The organism is Thiobacillus sp. (assembly GCF_018780105.1).
In the GTDB taxonomy this organism is placed as follows: domain Bacteria; phylum Pseudomonadota; class Gammaproteobacteria; order Burkholderiales; family Thiobacillaceae; genus Thiobacillus.
Genome location: NZ_JADMKC010000002.1, coordinates 1 through 18,841 on the forward strand (window position 1 = coordinate 1; position 18,841 = coordinate 18,841).

General features: G+C 59.5%; 15 protein-coding genes. 10 read left to right on the forward strand and 5 right to left on the reverse strand.

Annotated elements, in window-relative coordinates:
- Positions 1 to 67 precede the first annotated feature (67 nt).
- Genes yidC through rpmH form a run of 3 tightly spaced genes read right to left on the reverse strand, consistent with a single transcriptional unit; the run spans position 68 to position 2,256 of the window.
- The gene (gene yidC / locus IV098_RS00510) at positions 68 to 1,690 is read right to left on the reverse strand and encodes a membrane protein insertase YidC (RefSeq protein WP_296885365.1); all 1,623 of its coding nucleotides are present in this window, start codon (positions 1,688 to 1,690) and stop codon (positions 68 to 70) included.
- 15 nt (positions 1,691 to 1,705) lie between these two features.
- Positions 1,706 to 2,125, reverse strand: coding sequence for a ribonuclease P protein component (gene rnpA, locus IV098_RS00515; protein ID WP_296886313.1), 420 nt, complete (start codon positions 2,123 to 2,125; stop codon positions 1,706 to 1,708).
- Positions 2,122 to 2,256, reverse strand: coding sequence for a 50S ribosomal protein L34 (gene rpmH / locus IV098_RS00520; RefSeq protein ID WP_296885367.1), 135 nt, complete (start codon positions 2,254 to 2,256; stop codon positions 2,122 to 2,124). The genes rnpA and rpmH overlap by 4 nt, the downstream gene beginning before the upstream one ends.
- 221 nt (positions 2,257 to 2,477) lie before the next feature.
- On the opposite strand from rpmH, the gene dnaA reads away from it, so the two are divergent.
- The 3 genes from dnaA to gyrB all read left to right on the forward strand — a co-directional run bounded on the left by dnaA (position 2,478) and on the right by gyrB (position 7,643).
- On the forward strand, positions 2,478 to 3,821 hold the full coding sequence (gene dnaA, locus IV098_RS00525) for a chromosomal replication initiator protein DnaA (RefSeq protein ID WP_296885369.1): 1,344 nt from the start codon (positions 2,478 to 2,480) through the stop codon (positions 3,819 to 3,821).
- Between the two features lie 179 nt (positions 3,822 to 4,000).
- Entirely contained in the window at positions 4,001 to 5,104 is a 1,104-nt protein-coding gene (gene dnaN, locus IV098_RS00530) for a DNA polymerase III subunit beta (RefSeq protein ID WP_296885371.1), read from the forward strand.
- A gap of 61 nt (positions 5,105 to 5,165) precedes the next feature.
- On the forward strand, positions 5,166 to 7,643 hold the full coding sequence (gene gyrB / locus IV098_RS00535) for a DNA topoisomerase (ATP-hydrolyzing) subunit B (RefSeq protein WP_296885373.1): 2,478 nt from the start codon (positions 5,166 to 5,168) through the stop codon (positions 7,641 to 7,643).
- Positions 7,644 to 8,473: 830 nt separating this feature from the next.
- On the opposite strand, the gene IV098_RS00540 is transcribed toward gyrB, so the two are convergent.
- Positions 8,474 to 8,884, reverse strand: coding sequence for a PilZ domain-containing protein (locus IV098_RS00540; protein WP_296885375.1), 411 nt, complete (start codon positions 8,882 to 8,884; stop codon positions 8,474 to 8,476).
- 659 nt (positions 8,885 to 9,543) lie between these two features.
- On the opposite strand from IV098_RS00540, the gene IV098_RS00545 reads away from it, so the two are divergent.
- Positions 9,544 to 10,068 (forward strand): GNAT family N-acetyltransferase, encoded by a 525-nt coding sequence (locus IV098_RS00545; RefSeq protein ID WP_296885377.1) that lies wholly within the window; start codon positions 9,544 to 9,546, stop codon positions 10,066 to 10,068.
- A gap of 32 nt (positions 10,069 to 10,100) precedes the next feature.
- Here the strand turns inward: IV098_RS00545 and IV098_RS00550 are convergent, their stop codons facing one another.
- Positions 10,101 to 10,646, reverse strand: a complete 546-nt coding sequence (locus IV098_RS00550; RefSeq protein WP_296885379.1) for a hypothetical protein — start codon at positions 10,644 to 10,646, stop codon at positions 10,101 to 10,103.
- Positions 10,647 to 10,803: 157 nt separating this feature from the next.
- Here IV098_RS00550 and IV098_RS00555 point away from each other — a divergent pair, with 157 nt between their 5' ends.
- From IV098_RS00555 to IV098_RS00575, 6 genes are all read left to right on the forward strand, one after another.
- Positions 10,804 to 12,726, forward strand: a complete 1,923-nt coding sequence (locus IV098_RS00555; RefSeq protein WP_296885381.1) for a hypothetical protein — start codon at positions 10,804 to 10,806, stop codon at positions 12,724 to 12,726.
- On the forward strand, positions 12,719 to 14,329 hold the full coding sequence (locus IV098_RS00560; protein ID WP_296885383.1) for a PEP/pyruvate-binding domain-containing protein: 1,611 nt from the start codon (positions 12,719 to 12,721) through the stop codon (positions 14,327 to 14,329). Before IV098_RS00555 ends, IV098_RS00560 begins: the two co-directional genes overlap by 8 nt.
- 75 nt (positions 14,330 to 14,404) lie before the next feature.
- On the forward strand, positions 14,405 to 14,620 hold the full coding sequence (locus IV098_RS16325) for a DUF3562 domain-containing protein (RefSeq protein ID WP_367114161.1): 216 nt from the start codon (positions 14,405 to 14,407) through the stop codon (positions 14,618 to 14,620).
- A gap of 190 nt (positions 14,621 to 14,810) precedes the next feature.
- Positions 14,811 to 15,380 carry an NAD(P)H-dependent oxidoreductase gene (locus tag IV098_RS00565; RefSeq protein ID WP_296885385.1) on the forward strand — a complete coding sequence of 190 codons (570 nt, stop codon included), beginning with the start codon at positions 14,811 to 14,813 and terminating at the stop codon, positions 15,378 to 15,380.
- A gap of 126 nt (positions 15,381 to 15,506) precedes the next feature.
- Positions 15,507 to 17,864 (forward strand): EAL domain-containing protein, encoded by a 2,358-nt coding sequence (locus IV098_RS00570; RefSeq protein ID WP_296885387.1) that lies wholly within the window; start codon positions 15,507 to 15,509, stop codon positions 17,862 to 17,864.
- The gene (locus tag IV098_RS00575) at positions 17,861 to 18,745 is read left to right on the forward strand and encodes a phosphate/phosphite/phosphonate ABC transporter substrate-binding protein (protein ID WP_296885390.1); all 885 of its coding nucleotides are present in this window, start codon (positions 17,861 to 17,863) and stop codon (positions 18,743 to 18,745) included. The genes IV098_RS00570 and IV098_RS00575 overlap by 4 nt, the downstream gene beginning before the upstream one ends.
- Positions 18,746 to 18,841 lie beyond the last annotated feature (96 nt).

Genomic DNA, 18,841 nt, shown 5'->3' on the forward strand with positions numbered 1-18,841 from the left:
CACTCCTTCTGCTTGCGCAGTTTCTAGTGTGTTGCATCCACCGGTTGAATTCGCAAGGCGCCTTTAGCTATTTAGCCGCGCTGCGCTCGACCACCTTGTTGATCCACCATTGCTGTGCAATCGACAGGATGTTGTTGACCACCCAGTAGAGCACCAGGCCGGCCGGGAAGAACACGAACATGACGGTAAACATTACCGGCATGATCATCATGATCTTGGCCTGCATCGGGTCCATCGGCTGCGGGTTGAGCTTGACCTGCAGCACCGAGGTAATGCCCATGACGATCGGCAGGATATAAAACGGGTCCGGTGCGGTCAGGTCGGTAATCCAGCCCAACCAGGGCGCGCCGCGCATTTCGACTGCCGCGAGCAGCACCCAGTAAAGGGCAATGAAAACCGGGATCTGGATCAGGATGGGCAGACAGCCGCCGAGCGGATTGATTTTCTCGGTCTTGTACATGTCGGCCATGGCCTGATGCAGCTTGGCGCGATCGTCGCCATAGGTGTCTTTCAGCTTCTGCAGACGCGGCGTCAGCGTCTTCATTTTGGCCATCGACTTGTAACCGGCTGCCGAGAGCGGATACAAGGCCAGCTTGAGGAACAGGGTCAGGATGATGATGGCCCAGCCCCAGTTGCCGACGACACGCTCGATTTTATCCAGCGCCCAGAAGATGGGGAAAGCAAGCGGTGTCAGCCAGCCGTAGTCGCGTGCCAGATCCAGTCCAGGCGCGGTTTGTTCGAGCACGGTCTGGGTTTGCGGGCCGGCGTAAAGCGGCACTGTGAATTCCTTCTGCTGGCCCGGCGCGAGCATCCCTTCTGCCAGAATCACCCCGGCCGAATACAGTCCGTCGGATGCGCGTACGTAAAACTCGCGCTTGATGCTGCCCTCGGGCAACCAGGCCGCAACGAAATGGTGCTGCACCATGCCGACCCAGCCGTTGTCAGCAGTTTTTTCGAAATCGGCCTTGCCGTCCGCCATGTCCTTGAAGGCAATTTTCTGGAATTTCTTGGCGTCGGTGTACACCGCCGCGCCGGTATAGGTCGGCAAAAAGAATTGCGACCCACGCGGCGCTTCGCCGTGGCGGGTGAGCTGGTAATAAGGCGTGAGGTCGACAAGCTGCGTACCGCCATTGATGACGCGCGTTTTGACGGCGATGTCGTAGCTGCCGCGCTTGAAAATATAGGTTTTCTCTACGCGCACGCCGCTGGCTGGGTCGTTCCATACCAGCGGAACCTCCAGGCGGGCAGCGCCTTTGGTCAACCGATAGGTGCCAGGATTGAGCTGGAACACGCTGCGGTGCGTCGGCATCCCTTTGCCCACCAAGCCGCTTTGCGCCATGTACGGCGTGGTCTGGTTGTCTTCAAACAGGGTGAAAACCTTGTTGCGATCGTCCGTTTCGCGATAAGGCAGCAATTCCAGCTGGCGCAGGTCGCCGCCGTTGGCGTCGATCACCGCATGCAGCACGTCGGTTTCGACGACGGCGCGCTGTCCCTTGCCAAAGCCGGCCTGGGCCGGCGCCGCTGCAGGCGCGTTCAATGCCTGGGAAGGCGCGGGGGCCGCATTGTGCGCCGACGCACTGACCGCGCTCGGAGCAACCGGTGCGGGCGCATTTTTATCCTGCCAGGCTTCCCACAACAACAACAGCGAAAAGGAAAAGACGATAAATAGAATCAGTCGCTGATTATCCATGGGGCGGAGTAGGCTTTAGGTAGGAAGAGGGTCAGGCGTTGTTTCACCTGCGGGGGCAGGGGCCCATTTTGCCACGGCTCGATGGCCGGCACGTTTAAAGGTGCGCGATAAATCCCGGGCTTCTTCGCCGGGAACCGGTCTGGCGATCAGGCGCACGACGAAATCGCAGGCTGGCAGTTCAGCCATCACCTGGCGGAAACTCTCGCGCACACAACGTTTGACACGATTGCGGTCAACCGCGCGTGCCAACAGACGTTTGGCAACGATCATGCCCAGACGGGGGTGCCCCACCTGGTTCGGGCGCACCATGACCATGACAAAGTCGGTCCGCGCACGCTGATTATCGGCAAAGACCCGATCAAAATCGGCCTTGTTGACCAGCCGTGCGTCATGGAAGCGAATGCTTCCCGCTTTTTCAGGATGCGTGTCGATCAGACTGCCAGGCGTGCGCGGCCTTTGGCGCGACGGGCGTTGATCACCGCACGGCCGGACTTGGTCTTCATGCGGGCACGAAAACCGTGGGTACGCTTGCGGCGGACGGTGGAGGGCTGATAAGTACGTTTCATGGCAGATCCTTTCAAAAGCTGCGCTGACCGCTTCCCGCTTGCCGGGCCGGGTCAAACACAAAAAAATATGTTGAAAAACCGCGCATTAGACCTGCCCATGCAGGGGTATGTCAAGCGTGCCGGGTGTGGCCCTTCGCCACCGGCCTGTGGATAACCTCGTCGAAGGAGAGTAAGATTCGGCCTCGAATCCTATGCCGCTATCCGCTCCCCGCCTTTCTACTATGGATTCCTTCTGGGACCTTTGCCAAGAGCGCTTCCGCGCCAATCTGACCCAGCAGCAATTCAGCACATGGATCAAACCCCTGGTGTTCGATGATGCGAGCGGCGAGGTGCGCATTCTTGCGCCCAACCACTTCGTGCTGGACTGGGTGCGCGAAAAATTCGCCGAACATATCGAAGTCTGGGCGCAGGAGTTTTACCCGGAGCCGGTTTCCATCACCTACGCACTCGGCAAAAAACCGGCCGCAAGCCGCCCGCCGACCGCTTCCGCGCAGGTGGAAACGCGCGCGGCGCCTGCCGATCGTCCTGCCGCGCCGGCGCAATCCGGCATGCGCATCAACCCGGCGTTCAATTTCGATAATTTCGTGTCCGGTCGCGCCAACCAGCTGGCGCGCGCAGCGGCCTTGCAGATTTCCAATAACCCTGGCGTCGCCTACAACCCCCTGTTTGTTTATGGCGGCGTCGGACTGGGCAAAACCCATCTGTTGCAGGCCATCGGCAACACGGTGCGGCAGGCCAACCCCGATGCCCGCATCAGCTACATCCACGCCAACGATTACGTCGACGATGTGGTCAAAGCCTACTTGAACAAACAATTCGACGACCTCAAGCGGCGCTACATGTCGCTGGATCTGCTGCTGATCGACGATATCCAGTTCCTGGCCAAAAAAGACCGTACCCAGGAAGAGTTCTTTTACGTTTTCAATTCCCTGATCGAAAACAAGAAGCAGATCGTCATCACCTGCGACACCTTCCCCAAGGAAATCAACGGCCTCGATGATCGTCTGAAATCCCGTTTCGCCTGGGGCCTGACGGTCGCAGTCGAGCCGCCCGAACTCGAAATGCGCGTGGCCATCCTGCTGGCCAAGGCCCAGTCTGAAAACACCAAGCTCGATGAAACCGTCGCTTTTTTCATCGCCAAACAGGTGCGCTCCAATGTGCGCGAACTGGAAGGCGCGCTGAAGCGCGTGATCGCTTTTTCCCGCTTCCACGAAAAACCCATCACGCTGGAACTGGTCAAGGAAGCCTTGCGCGATCTCATCGCCTCGACGTCGCGTATTGTTTCGATCGAAAATATCCAGAAAACCGTCGCCGACTTTTACAAGATCAAGGTCGCCGACATGTTTTCCAAGAAGCGCACCCGCAATCTGGCGCGACCGCGGCAAATCGCCATGGCCCTGTCCAAAGAGCTCACCAACCAGAGCCTGCCGGAAATCGGCGAATCGTTTGGCGGACGCGATCACACAACCGTCATTCATGCCTGCCGCAAAGTCGCTGAATTACGGGAAACCGAAGTGGATATCGGGCGGGACTATTTGACCTTGTTACAGATACTGACAGGCTGAGGATGAAATGTGGATAAAGCAGCCCCGATCCATCAGGCATCAAATTTATCCACAATGGGGCAAGCCTGCCAAGGTTTTACCCACAGTGAATTTTGTATAACAAGTTGTTGTTTTAATTAACCAATAAAGCTTACCCCCAGATTTAGGCTGCCTTTATTATTGTTCTCAGGAATATATAAATGCTATTAATACAAAGCGAACGCAACGCACTGCTCGCCTCCCTGTCTGCAGTTGTTGGGGTTGTTGAGCGCCGTCATACCCTACCCATCCTGTCCAACCTGCTGCTGGAAAGGAAAGCAGGCAAGTTGACCCTGCTGGCAACCGATCTCGAATTGCAGATCAGCACCCAGCTCGATGCCCAGCCTGGCGAAGACTTCGCCATCACCATCGCGGCCCGCAAGCTGTTTGACATCGTGCGTGCGCTTCCGGATGCAGCCAAGGTCAAACTGGATACCAAAGACAGTCAGGTCGTGGTGAGCGCAGGCAAATCGCGCTTTACCCTGCAAACCCTGCCGGCTGCCGACTTTCCCCGAGTGGAAACCGGCGCAGGACTGGGCGAAGCGATCAGCCTGCCGCAAAAAACGCTCAAGCGCCTGCTGCAACTGGTGCAGTTCGCCATGGCAAGCCAGGACATCCGTTATTACCTGAACGGCATGTTGCTGGTGCTGGAAGGCAAGCAGCTGCGGGTCGTGGCCACCGACGGTCACCGCCTCAGCTACGCCGAAACCACGCTGGATACCGATAGCGGTTCGCGCGAGATCATCATCCCGCGTAAAACCGTGGTCGAGTTGTCGAAACTGCTGGCCGACGTCGACGATCCCGTAGAACTGCGGATAGGCGCCAACCAGGTCACCATCACCCTGCCCGGTACCGAACTGGTCACCAAGGTGGTGGACGGCAAATTCCCCGATTACCAGCGCGTGATCCCGCTCAATCAGCCACGTCACCTCAAGGCCAACCGGCAGACGGTGATTCAGGCCCTGCAGCGCGCCGCCATCCTGTCGAACGAAAAATTCCGCGGCGTGCGTCTGGTCATGAGCGAAAACACCCTGGGCATCGTCTGCAACAACAACGAACAGGAAGAAGCGGCCGATGAAATCGAAGTCAGCTTCACGGGCGACCCGCTGGATATGGGATTCAACGTCACCTACCTGCTCGACGGCCTGGGTGCGGTCAACAGCGAGGAGATCACCCTGTCGCTGGGCGATGCCAACAGCAGCATGCTGCTGACTAGTGAAGGCGATCCGGGCTTCAAGTATGTCGTGATGCCGATGCGCATTTAAGCCGGCGCAACCTACGTACTTTGCATCCACCAACAGGACTCACCCAAAAGGGTTAAACACGATGAGCGACAAACCCGAGAACACCGCACCCGGCGACGCAAACGGCGGTTACGACGAAGACAGCATCCAGCAGCTCGAAGGTCTGGAAGCCGTGCGCAAGCGCCCCGGCATGTACATCGGCGATACCTCCGACGGCACCGGTTTGCACCACATGGTGTTCGAGGTGCTCGACAACGCCATCGACGAAGCACTGGCGGGTTGGTGCGACGACATCAAGGTGATCATCCATCCCGACAACTCGATTTCGATTTCGGACAACGGCCGCGGCATTCCGGTCGGCGTCAAAATGGACGACAAGCACGAGCCCAAGCGCAGTGCGGCCGAGATCGTGATGACCGTGCTGCACGCCGGCGGCAAGTTCAACCAAAACAGCTACAAGGTATCGGGCGGCCTGCATGGCGTGGGCGTGTCGTGCGTCAACGGCCTGTCGAAGTGGCTCAAGCTGATCGTCCGTCGCGACGGCAAGAAATACGCGATGACCTTCAATCAGGGCAAGGTGCTCGACCGGCCGATCGAAGTGCAGAACGGCGTCGAGGTCTCGCCCATGCAAGTCGTCGGCGATACGCAGAACCGCGGCACCGAAGTGCACTTTCTGGCCGACGAGGAAATTTTCGGTGTCGGTCAGGTCGTGTTCCACTTCGATATCCTCGCCAAGCGCATCCGCGAACTGTCCTTCCTCAACAACGGCGTCAAGATCGAACTGATCGACCACCGCGACGGCAAGACCGAAAACTTTGCCCACTCCGGCGGCGTCAAGGGTTTCGTCGAATACATGAGCCGCCTCAAGAATCCGCTGCATCCCAAAATCTTCACCGCGATCGGCGAGAAGGATGGCATGACCATCGAAGTCGCGATGCAGTGGAACGACAGCTACTCCGAAACCGTACAGTGCTTCACCAACAACATTCCGCAGCGCGACGGCGGCACCCATCTCACCGGCCTGCGCATGGCGATGACCCGGGTGCTGAACAAGTACATCGAAGAAAACGAAGTCGCCAAGAAGGCCAAGGTCGAAACCACCGGCGACGACATGCGCGAAGGCCTCACCTGCGTGCTGTCGGTAAAAGTGCCCGAACCCAAGTTCTCCTCGCAAACCAAGGACAAGCTCGTTTCGAGCGAAGTGCAGCCGGTGGTGCAGGAAGTCGTCGGCCAGAAACTGGCCGAGTTCCTGCTCGAAAACCCCAGCGACGCCAAACTGCTGTGCGCCAAGATCGTCGACGCCGCGCGCGCCCGCGAGGCTGCGCGCAAAGCGCGCGAGATCACGCGTCGCAAGGGCGTCATGGACGGCCTCGGCCTGCCTGGCAAGCTGGCCGATTGCCAGGAAAAAGATCCGTCGCTGTGCGAAATCTATCTGGTCGAGGGTGATTCCGCAGGCGGCTCGGCCAAGCAGGGTCGCGACCGTAAATTCCAGGCGATCCTGCCGCTCAAGGGCAAGATTCTCAACGTCGAACGCGCGCGTTTCGACAAGGTCATCAGCAGCCAGGAAATCGCCACGCTCATCACCGCGCTCGGCACCAGCATCGGCAAGGACGACTACAATCCCGACAAGCTGCGCTATCACCGCATCATCATCATGACCGACGCCGACGTCGACGGCGCCCACATCCGCACCCTGTTGCTGACGTTCTTCTACCGGCAGATGCCGGAGCTGGTCGAGCGCGGCCACATCTACATCGCCCAGCCGCCGCTGTACAAGGTCAAGCACGGCCGCTCCGAGCGCTACCTCAAGGACGAGCATGCAATGAAGGAACACCTCATGGCCGAGGCTATGAAGGAAGCCGAACTCATCCCGATGGACGGCGCCATGCCCATCGTCGGCGATGCGCTCGAGTCCCTGGCGCGTGAATATTTTCTGGCCGAAGCCGTGTGCGATCGTTTGGCACGCCTGCTGCCCAGCGACGTGCTGCAGGCCCTGATGCGCATCCCGCGTTTGAACCTCGCCGACAGCGGCGCCGCCATGCAAAGCGAAGCCAGCCTGGGCGCCGCACTGGACGCGCAAAAATTCGAAGTCGCGGCTGAGTACATCAGTGAATCCGACAGCCATCGGCTGCGCATCACCCGCTATGCGCACGGCAACACGCACGTCAATTTCCTCGAAGCCGACCTGCTGGAATCGGGCGACTACGGCCAGCTGGTCAAAGTGGGCGATTTGCTGCGCGATCTGATCGGCCTGGGCGCGCGCGCCAAACGCGGCGAGAAGGAAGCGCCGGTGCAAAGTTTCCGCGAGGCCATGGACTGGCTGCTGGCCGAAGTGAAACGCGGCATGAGCATCCAGCGCTACAAGGGTCTGGGCGAAATGAACCCGGAGCAGTTGTGGGAAACCACCATGGACCCCAAGGTGCGCCGCCTGATGAAAGTGCAGATCGACGACGCCATTTCAGCCGACCAGATTTTCACCACGCTGATGGGCGACGAAGTCGAGCCGCGGCGTAATTTCATCGAGACCAACGCGCTCGGAGTACGCAACCTGGACGTATAAATTTTAGGATCCCATTGAAATCTAGATTTTTTCCAAATCTTTAGATTTCGTGGGACAAGATGAAAAAGCCAACCCCATCGGTTGGCTTTTATTTTTAATAGAAATGTTTAGTCGGATTAAAAACGGACGGTCAGCCTATCCATTACAACCGTCCAGTTATCGGCCAAAGGCGACATCGGCCTTTCGATTGACCGCGTCCGCTGTCCTCGCAAGACCGGTCGTTGGCTCGCCTTTCGATCCTGAACGACAGTATTCGTTTCAGCGTCCGGTTCCTGACCCATAGCGATCAGTCAGGCTAAGTTCGTCCAAGTAAGGTGAACGCCGCAACCAGTCCGGATAGATCAGAATCAAACGAGGAAAGTTGTGTATTCAAAGGTAAGTTAGATATCCCCCAATACGACGAACGCATTTGGCTGGCACTTCGTGAACTCCATGATTAAGGCGTGGCAAAACAAACGCAATGTTTCAGTTTTATGAATGACATCATTGGCCGGCTGCAGGCAATCGAATATTGAATAGGTAAGATTGTCCCCAAATTCTGTGGATAACTGTGTTTAAAACAGCCTTAAATATAAACGACGTATACCGTATATTCTGTTGCCTAAATTGTGGGCGCGACTGTCGGTTTCAACGATAGGAGTTCGGACCAGAACGGACACTGGGAATGCGTCGTGGGGACTGACCCAAGTCCCGTAGACAAACTAAGGCCTCACGCCGACCCCTTTCAAAAGCCTCGGCACTGACATTACCTAGATGGCTGAGACGGCGGTTTCGATTGTACAAATATCCTTTTGCCATGCTCGACAGTGCTCACAATATTGCAGAGCGTATTACTGGAATCGATTGATACGTCCGCTGTCGGGTGGTGTTGAGGGTTTTGGTTTTAGCTGAGCAGGAAGTTCCCGATCGGCATGATCGGGCGGCGCCAAATTAAACTGCGTGATCTGTCGTATTCTGCTTTGAACTGCATAATCAAGCGGCGCGAATTCGATGCCTACAAAAGATTGTCCGGTGTGCGCAATGGCGCCGTTTACCTGGAATAGTATGTCCTCCTTCAAACTTAACACCCGCAGCACGCATCGGGTCCCGGGCACCGCATTCCCGACGGACGAGGCGTGGAACAGCGCCCCGTAGATCGAGATATCGATCAGCGTTCCAGGATAGGTTATCTCAGGGCAAATCATCCGAGCTTTCGAGAGAAAGGGATAGCGGGGGTGAGCGCGGCGTTCAAGGGTGAGCATGGCGTTCTGCTTTGAAGAGATGCAGGGGTTGATACTCTACCTTCCCCTCATTGCAGTCTGTTGTCAGTTAGGGTGAGCAACCACTCTACACATCGTGTCAGAGTTGCCTCCATCCGGGTAATGTCAAATTAGCGCCAAAATTGCAAAACAAGACTTCAAACCGTCACAAAAATGACCAAGGGTTTCGACATCATATGGGCATGAATTCTCACGATCATTCGTACTGTCAAGACTGCGCCTTCTATCGGCCTCAGGAAGAAAACAAGGGATCCTGTCACCGATTCCCCCCAGGTTTTGCTGGCGTCACCTCTCCAATAGATGCCCACCACTGGAAATTTCCCCTGGTGCTGTCCCACAGTTGGTGCGGTGAATTTCAAGCGGCAACCATCTCTGGTTTGGAATGACCCATCGGTGCTTGGCAACTCTACCCGCTTGTATTGATGTTCGCGGTTTCCGCCTCGTTAATGATCAGCAGGGCATTGCACATTCCGAAACGGTGAGATCTTTGCCGGACATAGGTGGGAAATCTCGCCAAACGGCAGATTTCTGAATTCCCAACGGTAAGGCGCGATAGCGGCCGCATGTCTCCAAGAGTCATAATCATTTAATAAGCTGGTGGCGAACCACCTGTTCAAAAAGCATGGATGCGGTAAGACCTAATGGACTCCCTGAAAGTCTGGAAAGCCCACGACGGTACTGTGCTGACATTGCGTCAGCTGAATGAACTGGACACCCAAAGGCTGATTGCTTTCGTCAAGGGCCTGTCCGTTTCCGCACGCTACTTCCGTTTCGGACAAGGTGACTATGATCCCGGGCTGGACGATGCCCTGCTGGTATGCAGGCTTGATCCGGAGCAGGGAGTGCATCTCATCGTTGTGACACCCGTGGACGCTGGAGAGACCGTGGTGGGATCCGCGCGGTATGTGATCCAGCCAGACCGATCAAGCTGCGAGTTCGCCGTCGTGGTGGCGGACAAATGGAATCACCACGGCATCGGGCATCAACTGATGAATACCCTGCTCAGTTGCGCAAAAAGCCAGGGCCTGCAAAAAATGTACGGACGCGTCCTGGGAAGTAATCTCGACATGCTCCAGTTCGTCAAGGCATGCGGGTTCGAGATTTCCGATAGCCCTGAAGGCTCTTGGCTAAAAATTGCCCGCATCGATCTTCAACCACTAACATAAGCGAGTGGTTGAATTGAAAGAAAGCACGGCGTCTATTTAGAACCTTTGGCAGGTCGCCCTGTCTTGATCACATCAAGTCGACGGACAGCTGCAAGCAGCGGGGTATCGCTCAATTTCACCAGATTGGCGACTGCCGCACGCAGGATTTCGCTTTTTTTCACCGAAATTCCGGCATCCAGGCAACGCTTCTTAAGCACCGCGATCTGTGCGTACTCAAGTTCGGGCATGGTGAAGCTGTCGCGAACCAGCTTGGCCTTTTTCGCTTTGGCGGTCTTTTCTCCCTTGCTGTTCTTGACTGCAAAAGGTGCAGGCTCATGGACGACTATCTTTGCCGGAGCCGGTTTCCTGGCTGCAGATCGTGTAACGGGTTTCTTTGCCGGGGATGTGACGGCCTTGGCAACAGTAACTGTCCTTTTTCTGGCGGGCTTCGCGGCCGCTGGCGCAGCAGGCTTGACTGGCCGTGGCCGCGGGGCTGGCTTGGCTGTTGGCGATAAGGAACGGGCTGCAGCGGCCGGGGTTACGGCGGGAGCCGCTGATTCAGTTGTGGCGGGCTTGTTGGTGTCATCAATCATGGTCATTCCCTTATTCCGTATAAACAGAATAAACAGTATATGTAATTAAAGGCGAAATTCAAGAATGCTGCACTTTGGCGTTTTGATAACGTGCGCGCATGGAATATCGATACGCTCGCACCTGTGTCATAAATATTTAATGAGATAGCCGTATCTTTTTTATATGACAGAAAAAACCAGAATTCTGGATTCGCTTAACGAACAGGCCTTGTTGTTGCCAAGCCTGGTCAATCGGGCATTGGCCGCCAATGACCGGGTCAAATACCGTTTCACTCTGCTGCAGGCTGCCCAGGCACATGCCGAGCGTCCAGATGCCGTGACATCAAGCTTGCGCGCCGAGCGGTTGGCTGCGGGGGTGCAGGATGGCGATTTGGACCGTGTGGTCGGGGATTCCGAACGGGTGGGCAAGGGGCGTTACCGCATACCGGATTCCGCGCGCATCGTCAGGGATGCCTTGTCCGATGTGGCCGAAATGCTGGATCCGCTTCGCGCCGCCGAGACCACCGAAAGTGCTGCGTTCGCGCAACGGCTGCAGGCGTTTGCCGTTCCCGAACCGAGCGACGACGAACTGGCAGCCGACACTATCCAGGTCATCACCTCGGGCGACCGTGCGGGCGGCGACAGCCTCCACCTGCTGGTGATGGACATGCACCGCGCCCTGAATGCACTGCAGGCGAATCTTGCCAGCGAGACCATCAGCGGCTGCCGCGCCTACGGCATCCGCGATGCCGACCGCGCGCTGATCGCCGCATTCATGGACGGCATCAACCGTACCGCGCCGCTCAAGTTCGACCATCCCGGACTGTCTGCCACGGCAACCCGGGTAGGTGACAAGCTGGTGCTGCAGAACGACATCGGCACGACCGATGCGCATGTGCTGGTGATCCATGTCACGGGCCGAACCGTGACCGTCACCTACACCGATGTCCACCTGCCGCGCCTGCTGTTTTTCCAGAGCCTGTTCGAAGGCTACGAGGTTCAGTGGCAGGACACGCGTTCGCGCAAGGACGCGGGCATGGAAGACGGCGTCTACCACCTCTGCGTCGGCAGCTACACGGCGCGCAGCAACGCCCAGTTGCGCGACTATCTCGGCCACCTCGGCTCGCGGCTGGTGTTTCTCATCGACTGGAACCGCGCGCGCAAGCGCCTGCGATTGTTCGTTCCGCGCAAGGCTGCCATCGACCTGCTCAAGTGGGCGGCCGACGGCAACATCGGTCACATGGCCTGGCTCAAGGCCGGCGGCGAGCAACTGATTTTTGATGCCATGAGTTTTGCTTACGGCGGGCAGCTCAGGCCGGGCGACCGGCTGGATGATCTGCTGAGCGAAAGCCGCGCGGTGCAGTTTCTGCGCTTCAACCTCAAGCAGGCGCTCGAAGGGCTGACGCAGGGCCGGCCGGCCTCGCTGGTGGCGGACGAGGTTCGCACCGAACTGGCGTCGCAGGTGCGCTCCACCGAAGACGCCCTGCTGGATACGGCGCTCGAACACGCTGGACTGATTGTCGAGTTGGCGGATACGGTGCGCGCCGCGCTGGAAGCGGCGCAGGCGGGACGTCAGAACGAAGTTGCGGCGATGGCGGAGCGGGCCAAGGATTGGGAGACGGCCGCCGACCGCGAATTGAACAGTGCCCGCGGCACCCTGCTGGAGGGCGACAACTTCATGCTGCAACTGATGAGCAAGGCCGACGACATCGCGGATGATCTGGAAGAGGCAGTGTTCCACATCACGCTTTCGCCCAATGCACACGCCGCCAGCCTTGCCGCGCTCGGCAAGCTGGTCGATCCGGTTGCCAACGCCAGCCGCGAACTGGTCAAGGCCCTGGCCGCATCGCGGCATGCGCGGCGCGGCGTGCCACGCGAGGACATGGACGATTTCCTGCAGGCGGTTCATGCCATTCGCACCATGGAGCACGCGAGCGATTTGGCCGAGCGTGAAGTCAAGCGCACCCTGGCGGGCGACCCGCGTCCTTTCGCTGATGTGTTCGGCGTCGTCGAGGCCGCACGCAATCTCGAAGAGGCCGCAGATGGGCTGATGCATGTCGCGCTGCTGCTGCGCGATCACGTGATGGGTAGGGTGATTCATGCCTAAGGCAAAACACAAATCCGCCGTGCGGCTTCCCATCTTCGACCTGACCGGCCGCGATGGCGTGCCGGAAGCGCAACTCGCCGGTTTCAAGGCTCACAACCTGATCCGCATGGCCGCCATGGGCCTGCCGGTGCCGCAGGGGTTTGTCATGGGCACGGACTGGTGCAGCGCCGTCCGCAATGGAGACAGCGTGAAGGCGCACTTGTCGGGCGCGCTGCAATCCGGCATCCGCGAACTGGAACGCACCAGTGGCCTGGGATTCGGCAGCGCGCGCCGCCCGCTGCTGGTATCGGTGCGCTCGGGGGCACCGGTTTCCATGCCCGGCATGATGGACACCGTGCTCAACGTCGGGCTCAACGACGTTTCGCTGGCCGGATTGTTGCGGCTCACCGGCGACCACCGGCTGGCATGGGATTCGTATCGCCGCCTGATCCAGGCCTTTGCCGAGATTGTTGCCGGCGTGCCGGCCGCGCCGTTCGAGGCGGCGCTGGATGCCACCCTGCACCGCACCGGCACCGACATCGCCCGGCAACTCGATTTTCGTGCGCTACGTGAACTTGCGCACACCTACCTTGTGCTGTATCGCGACCACACCAGCCAGGATTTTCCGCAGGACCCGTTCGAGCAACTGGCCGCCGCTACCCATGCCGTGTTTGCCTCCTGGATGTCGGACAAGGCGGTGGAATACCGGCGCCTGAATGCGCTGGCGGACGATCTGGGCACGGCGGTGACCGTGCAGCGCATGGTGTTCGGCAATGCCGGCGGCAACTCGGGCGCGGGGGTCGGCTTCACCCGCGATCCGTCAAATGGGGAAAACCGGCTGTATATCGACTGGCTGCAGCAGGCTCAGGGCGAAGACATCGTCTCGGGACGCCGCCGGGTAACCGCCGAAAACGATGTCCCCCATTGGCTCATGCAAAAGCTCGCCCAGGTCGGCGAATCCCTGGAGCAAAATTTTCGTGACGCCCAGGAGTTCGAATTCACCGTCGAAAACGGCGAACTGTTCATGCTGCAAACCCGCACCGCCAAGCGCACCGCGCTTGCCTCGCTGCGGATGGCGGTCGACCAGGTCGACAGCGGGCTCATCACCCCGGAAGAGGCGCTCGGCCGATTGTCCGGCATCGATGTCGACGCCATCACCATCCGGCGCGTCAAGTCCAGCAAGCCGCCCCTGGGGCAGGCCATCCCCGCCGGTACAGGTGTGGCCCAGGGGCCGGCTGCCTTCTCGGTCAAAGCCGCCCAGGCCTTTACCGAGCGCGGCACGCCCGCCATCCTGGTGCGTAACGATGTCGCCACCAGCGATATCGCCGGCATCGCGGTCGTCAGCGGCGTGCTCACTGCCAGCGGCGGGCGCACCTCGCATGCCGCCGTGGTCGCGCGCCAGATGGGCAAGGTCTGTCTCGTTGGCTGCGCCGACCTGCGCATCGATGAAAACGCCAAACAGGCCACGCTGGGACAAACCCACATCGCCGAAGGCGACCCCCTTTGTCTCGACGGCGATGCCGGCACGATCTATGCTGATTCCCCGAAGATCACCAGCGAACGCCCAGAGGCACTGATTGCCCGGGTCAGGGAATGGCGAGCGAACGTGCTCGGCAATCAGTAGTTGCGTGCACACCCTTTAAAATAAGATATCGTTGTCTATAATATCTTTCCGATAGTGGTTTGTGCGCGGATTCTCATGACAACTTCAACTCACATCGAACTGGAGCCACAACATCTCAGTGTCATCCAGGCGCTGGCTAACGAAACGCATCGGCCGGTGGTCGACGTCAACAGGATTTACGTTGAGACATTCGAAAGGCTGAATTCGGATGCGCGAATCAAGGATTATCTGGTCCTGCTTACGTCCAAAACTGTACGAGACGCGTTACGCCATTCAGGAACGGATGCGTAGCTTTCGAGTCGACAGGAATCCAGGGTACCCCCGATAAAAGGGAAGCAATTCCCTGATACTCCGGACAGCACAGCAGCGAACAGACAGTGGGCGTCTGCTTTTGCATCAAGATAATCTACATTCATCAGTGGTGCCGGCTTGATCGGCCTATCCAGTCTCCCGGAGGTGCACAGTGGGCAGGCACATTCTCTTGATTCAGGGCCATCCGGATGCCAGCCAACGTCATTTATGCCACGCGCTGGAGGATGCTTACGCCCAGGGGGCAAACGCAGCCGGTCATGAGGTCCAACGCATCAATGTGGCGACGCTGGATTTTCCAATATTGCGAAGTCAACTCGAATGGGAGCAGGGTGAGTTGCCACCCGGTTTGTCCCCTGCACAGGATGCCATCAAATGGGCTGAGCACATGGTGCTGTTCTTTCCACTTTGGTTGGGCGACATGCCCGCGCTGCTCAAGGGCTTTCTTGAGCAAGTGGCACGCCCGGGTTTCGCTTTTTCGCGTAATGGCAAGAATCCGCTGGCAGTAAAGGGCCTGACTGGCCGGTCGGCGCGCGTGGTCGTTACCATGGGGATGCCTGCGACGGTCTATCGCTGGTACTTTCGGGCGCACAGCATCAAGTCGCTCGAACGAAATATTCTCGGCTTTGTGGGGATTGCGCCGGTGCACGAAACCTTGGTCGGTTTGGTCGGGAATATGGACTCCGGGCTTGCCGACAAGTGGCTGGCAAAGCTGGAAAAGCTGGGTAAGCGCGGCGATTGAATTGGGAAGCCGACGCTGGCGCCACCACGCTGAGACAGCGCGGCCTGTCTCATGCCAAGCGTCCGCCGACAGCAATAAAACTGTCACATAACTGCAATATGCTGGCGCAGTTTGAATCCCCCGGGTATGCCCAGTCCTCTGTCCATCAAGATCACCCGTGCCTTGGAGAAGCTGCGCCTGAATCCGTGGCTGCTGCTCAAGGCCAGTCTGATCGTTCTCTCCGCGCTACTGCTGGTCAGCATCTGGAGCTTTACCCTGGTTCGCCTCAAGCACGAGGAAAAACTGGTGGTCGAGCACACCCAGGTGAGCCAGCAGAATCTCGCGCATATCGTCGCGGAAAACCTGCGCCAGGTGCTGGATCGCGGCGCCCTGTACGCGCTGGTGGCGAGCGGCCGGTTCAACACCAGTCCGCTGCCTGCGGAAGCCAAGCTGTCGGCCATGCTGACGGGTGATCGCGCCTACAACCGCATCGCCCTGTTCGACCTGCAGGGCCGGCAGTTGTATGCCTCCTCTGCCGCGCCCCTGCACGACGAGATGGCAACGGCCATCCGTCAGTTCATCGCGCAAAGCCGGGGCCGGTCATCTCCCGTTCTGCGCCTCGGGCCGCTTTCCCGCTCGTATGGCGAAGCCTGGCAAGTCCCTCTGCTGCTGCCGGTCAAAACTGCCGCCCATGCGCTGGACGGCGTATTGGTGCTGCACCTCGACCTTGGGTATCTGCTGCGGCTCTACCAGGACATCAATATCGGCCGCAGCGGCGTCATCCAGATCCTGGAAAACCAGGGCAGCGAACTGGCGCGCGCGCGCCGTGGGGGCCTGGAAATCGGCGACCCGGCCAGCGCCGTCAATCCGCTGCCGCCTGACGGTTCGCTGCGGGGTACCCGGATCTCGCCGCTGTTCGACGATGCCCAGCCTTACCTGATCAGCTTCCATCGCCTGGAAGGCTATCCCTTCGCCGTCGCGGTCAACCAGGAGCTGGACGACGCCCAGGCCGAGTTCCATTCGCGCCGGAAAAAGGATCTGATCCTGATGTCGCTGTTGACCGTGATCGCCCTGTTACTGACGACCGGCGCGGTGCTCATGGTCCAGCGGCGACAGTTCTACTTCGAGGCGATCACCCGCTCGGAAACGGAGAAGCAGGCGTTGATCGGGCAACTGGAAGGCGAAAAACGCCGTGCCTACGAACTGGCTTCGCGCGATCACCTCACCGGGCTTGCCAACCGGCGCATGTTCATGGAGCTCGCAGCCAGCCATCTGGCGCGTGCGCGACGCAGCCGGCAGCACTACGCCCTGATGTTCATCGACCTGGATCGCTTCAAGGTCATCAACGACACCCTGGGCCACCGGGTGGGCGACCTGCTGTTGCAGATTGTCAGCCAGCGGCTGCAGGAGGCACTGCGGGAATCCGACGTCATCGCCCGCTTCGGCGGCGACGAATTCGTCATCCTGCTGACCGGCATGGAGTATGAAACCGATGTCGTTGCGGTCGCCGAAAAACTGGTGGAAAGCATCGGCCGGCCCTGCTGCAATCTGGACGGCCATGACGTGCAGATCAGCCCGAGCATCGGCGTGGCGCTCTACCCGCGCGACGGCCAGATAATCGACACCCTCATTCGCCATGCCGATGCCGCCATGTACCAGAGCAAGAAGGCCAGCCGCGGCACCTTCACCTTTTTCGATCCGGTGCTCAACGTCAATACCGCGCACGATTTCGAGTTGGAGCAGCGCCTGCCGCGAGCCATCGCCGACGACGAGTTCGTCCTCTACTATCAGCCCAAGGTCGAGCTGGAGAATTTCCGCACCGTCGGCTTCGAAGCGCTGGTGCGCTGGCAGCATCCGGAGCATGGCCTGATTTTCCCCAACGACTTCATCCCGCTCGCCGAGGGCACCGGGCATATCGTCGCGCTGGGCAACTGGGTGATCGAGGCAGCCTGCCGGCAGCTCGTCGCCTGGCGCGCAGAGGGTCTGCCGATCCTGCCGATCGCGATCAACATTTCCGCCCGCCAGCTCAGGGATACCTTACTGCCCGAGCGCATCGTGGGTACGCTTGCCCGGCACGGCCTCAGTCCGGACCTGCTGCAGATCGAAGTGACCGAAAGCAGCCTGGTCGAAAACATCGAGATCGCCGGCGCCATCCTGAGTGAGCTGGTGGCGGCCGGCATCGGCGTGGCGCTGGACGATTTCGGCAATGGCTTTTCCAGCCTCGGCTACATCAAGACCCTGCCGATCGACACCATCAAGATCGACCGCAGCTTCATCCGGGACATCCTGAACAGCCCGGGCGACGCCATCATCGTCGAGTCGACCATCATCCTCGCCCACAACCTCGGCCTGCGCGTGGTCGCCGAGGGCATCGAGAGCCGCGACCAACTGATACACGTGAAAACGGCCGGCTGCGACGAAGTGCAGGGCTACTATTTCAGCCGCCCCGTCACCCACGATCAGGCGCACGAGATGCTGCTCAACCCGACAAGGATTCCGGCATGAACCGAATGACCCGTCTACTGGCTGGCCTGTTCCTGGGCCTGCATGCCGCGCTCGCCCATGCGGCGGCACCGGCCTGCGACGACCCGACTCCGCTGCGCTTCTCGCTGATTCCGCGCACCGACCTGGCCCAGCAGCTGGAAGACCATCGGCCGCTCCTGCAGCATCTGGAGCGGGCTCTCGGCCGCAAGATCATGGTGGTCCAGCCGTCCTCCTACAGCACGGTGATTGAGGGCCTGCTCGCCGGCACGATCGACCTCGCCTCGATGGGGCCGGCCTCCTACTCCATCGCGAAAAACCGCGACCCCTCGATCACCGCCTTCGTGACCTGGACCATGCAGGGCGGCACGTTCGTCAAGGCCGGCGCCCACACCTACCGCTCGCTGCTGATCGTGCGCCGCGACAGCGGCCTCAAGGACATCGCCGACCTCCAGGGACGCAGCGTCAGCCTGACCGATCCGGCCAGCACCTCGGGCGCGGTAATTCCGAGCGGCGAGTTCGGCGGACAGGTCGGCAAGCGCCTGAAAAACTATTTCGGGCGCGTGACCTTTTCCGGCTCGCACGACCGCTCCATCGAAGTGGTGAAGAAGGGCTATGCCGATGCCGCCTTCGTCGCCAGCGAACACCTCGACGAAGCCATCCACCAGGGCCGCATCAACGCGCGCGAAATCCGCGTGCTGTGGCAGTCCCGCCCGATCCCCCACGATCCCATCGTGTTTCGCGGCAAGCTCTGCCCCGAGCTGAGAAAGCGGATTAGCCAGGCCTTCCTCGCCGACAGCCCGGACGTCCGCGCCATGCTGGCGAACGTCAGGGGCGAGCGCTTCATTCCGGTCACCGATGCGGATTACCAGCATCTGCGGGACCTGCTCACCCGGGAACAGTAGTCGGAGAGGTAGCGCGGCCGGAACAACTGCCGTGCGGTTGCTTTAAACTGATCAAGAACAAGCCTTGGAGGGCCGCCCTTCAGAGTCGACAAAAGT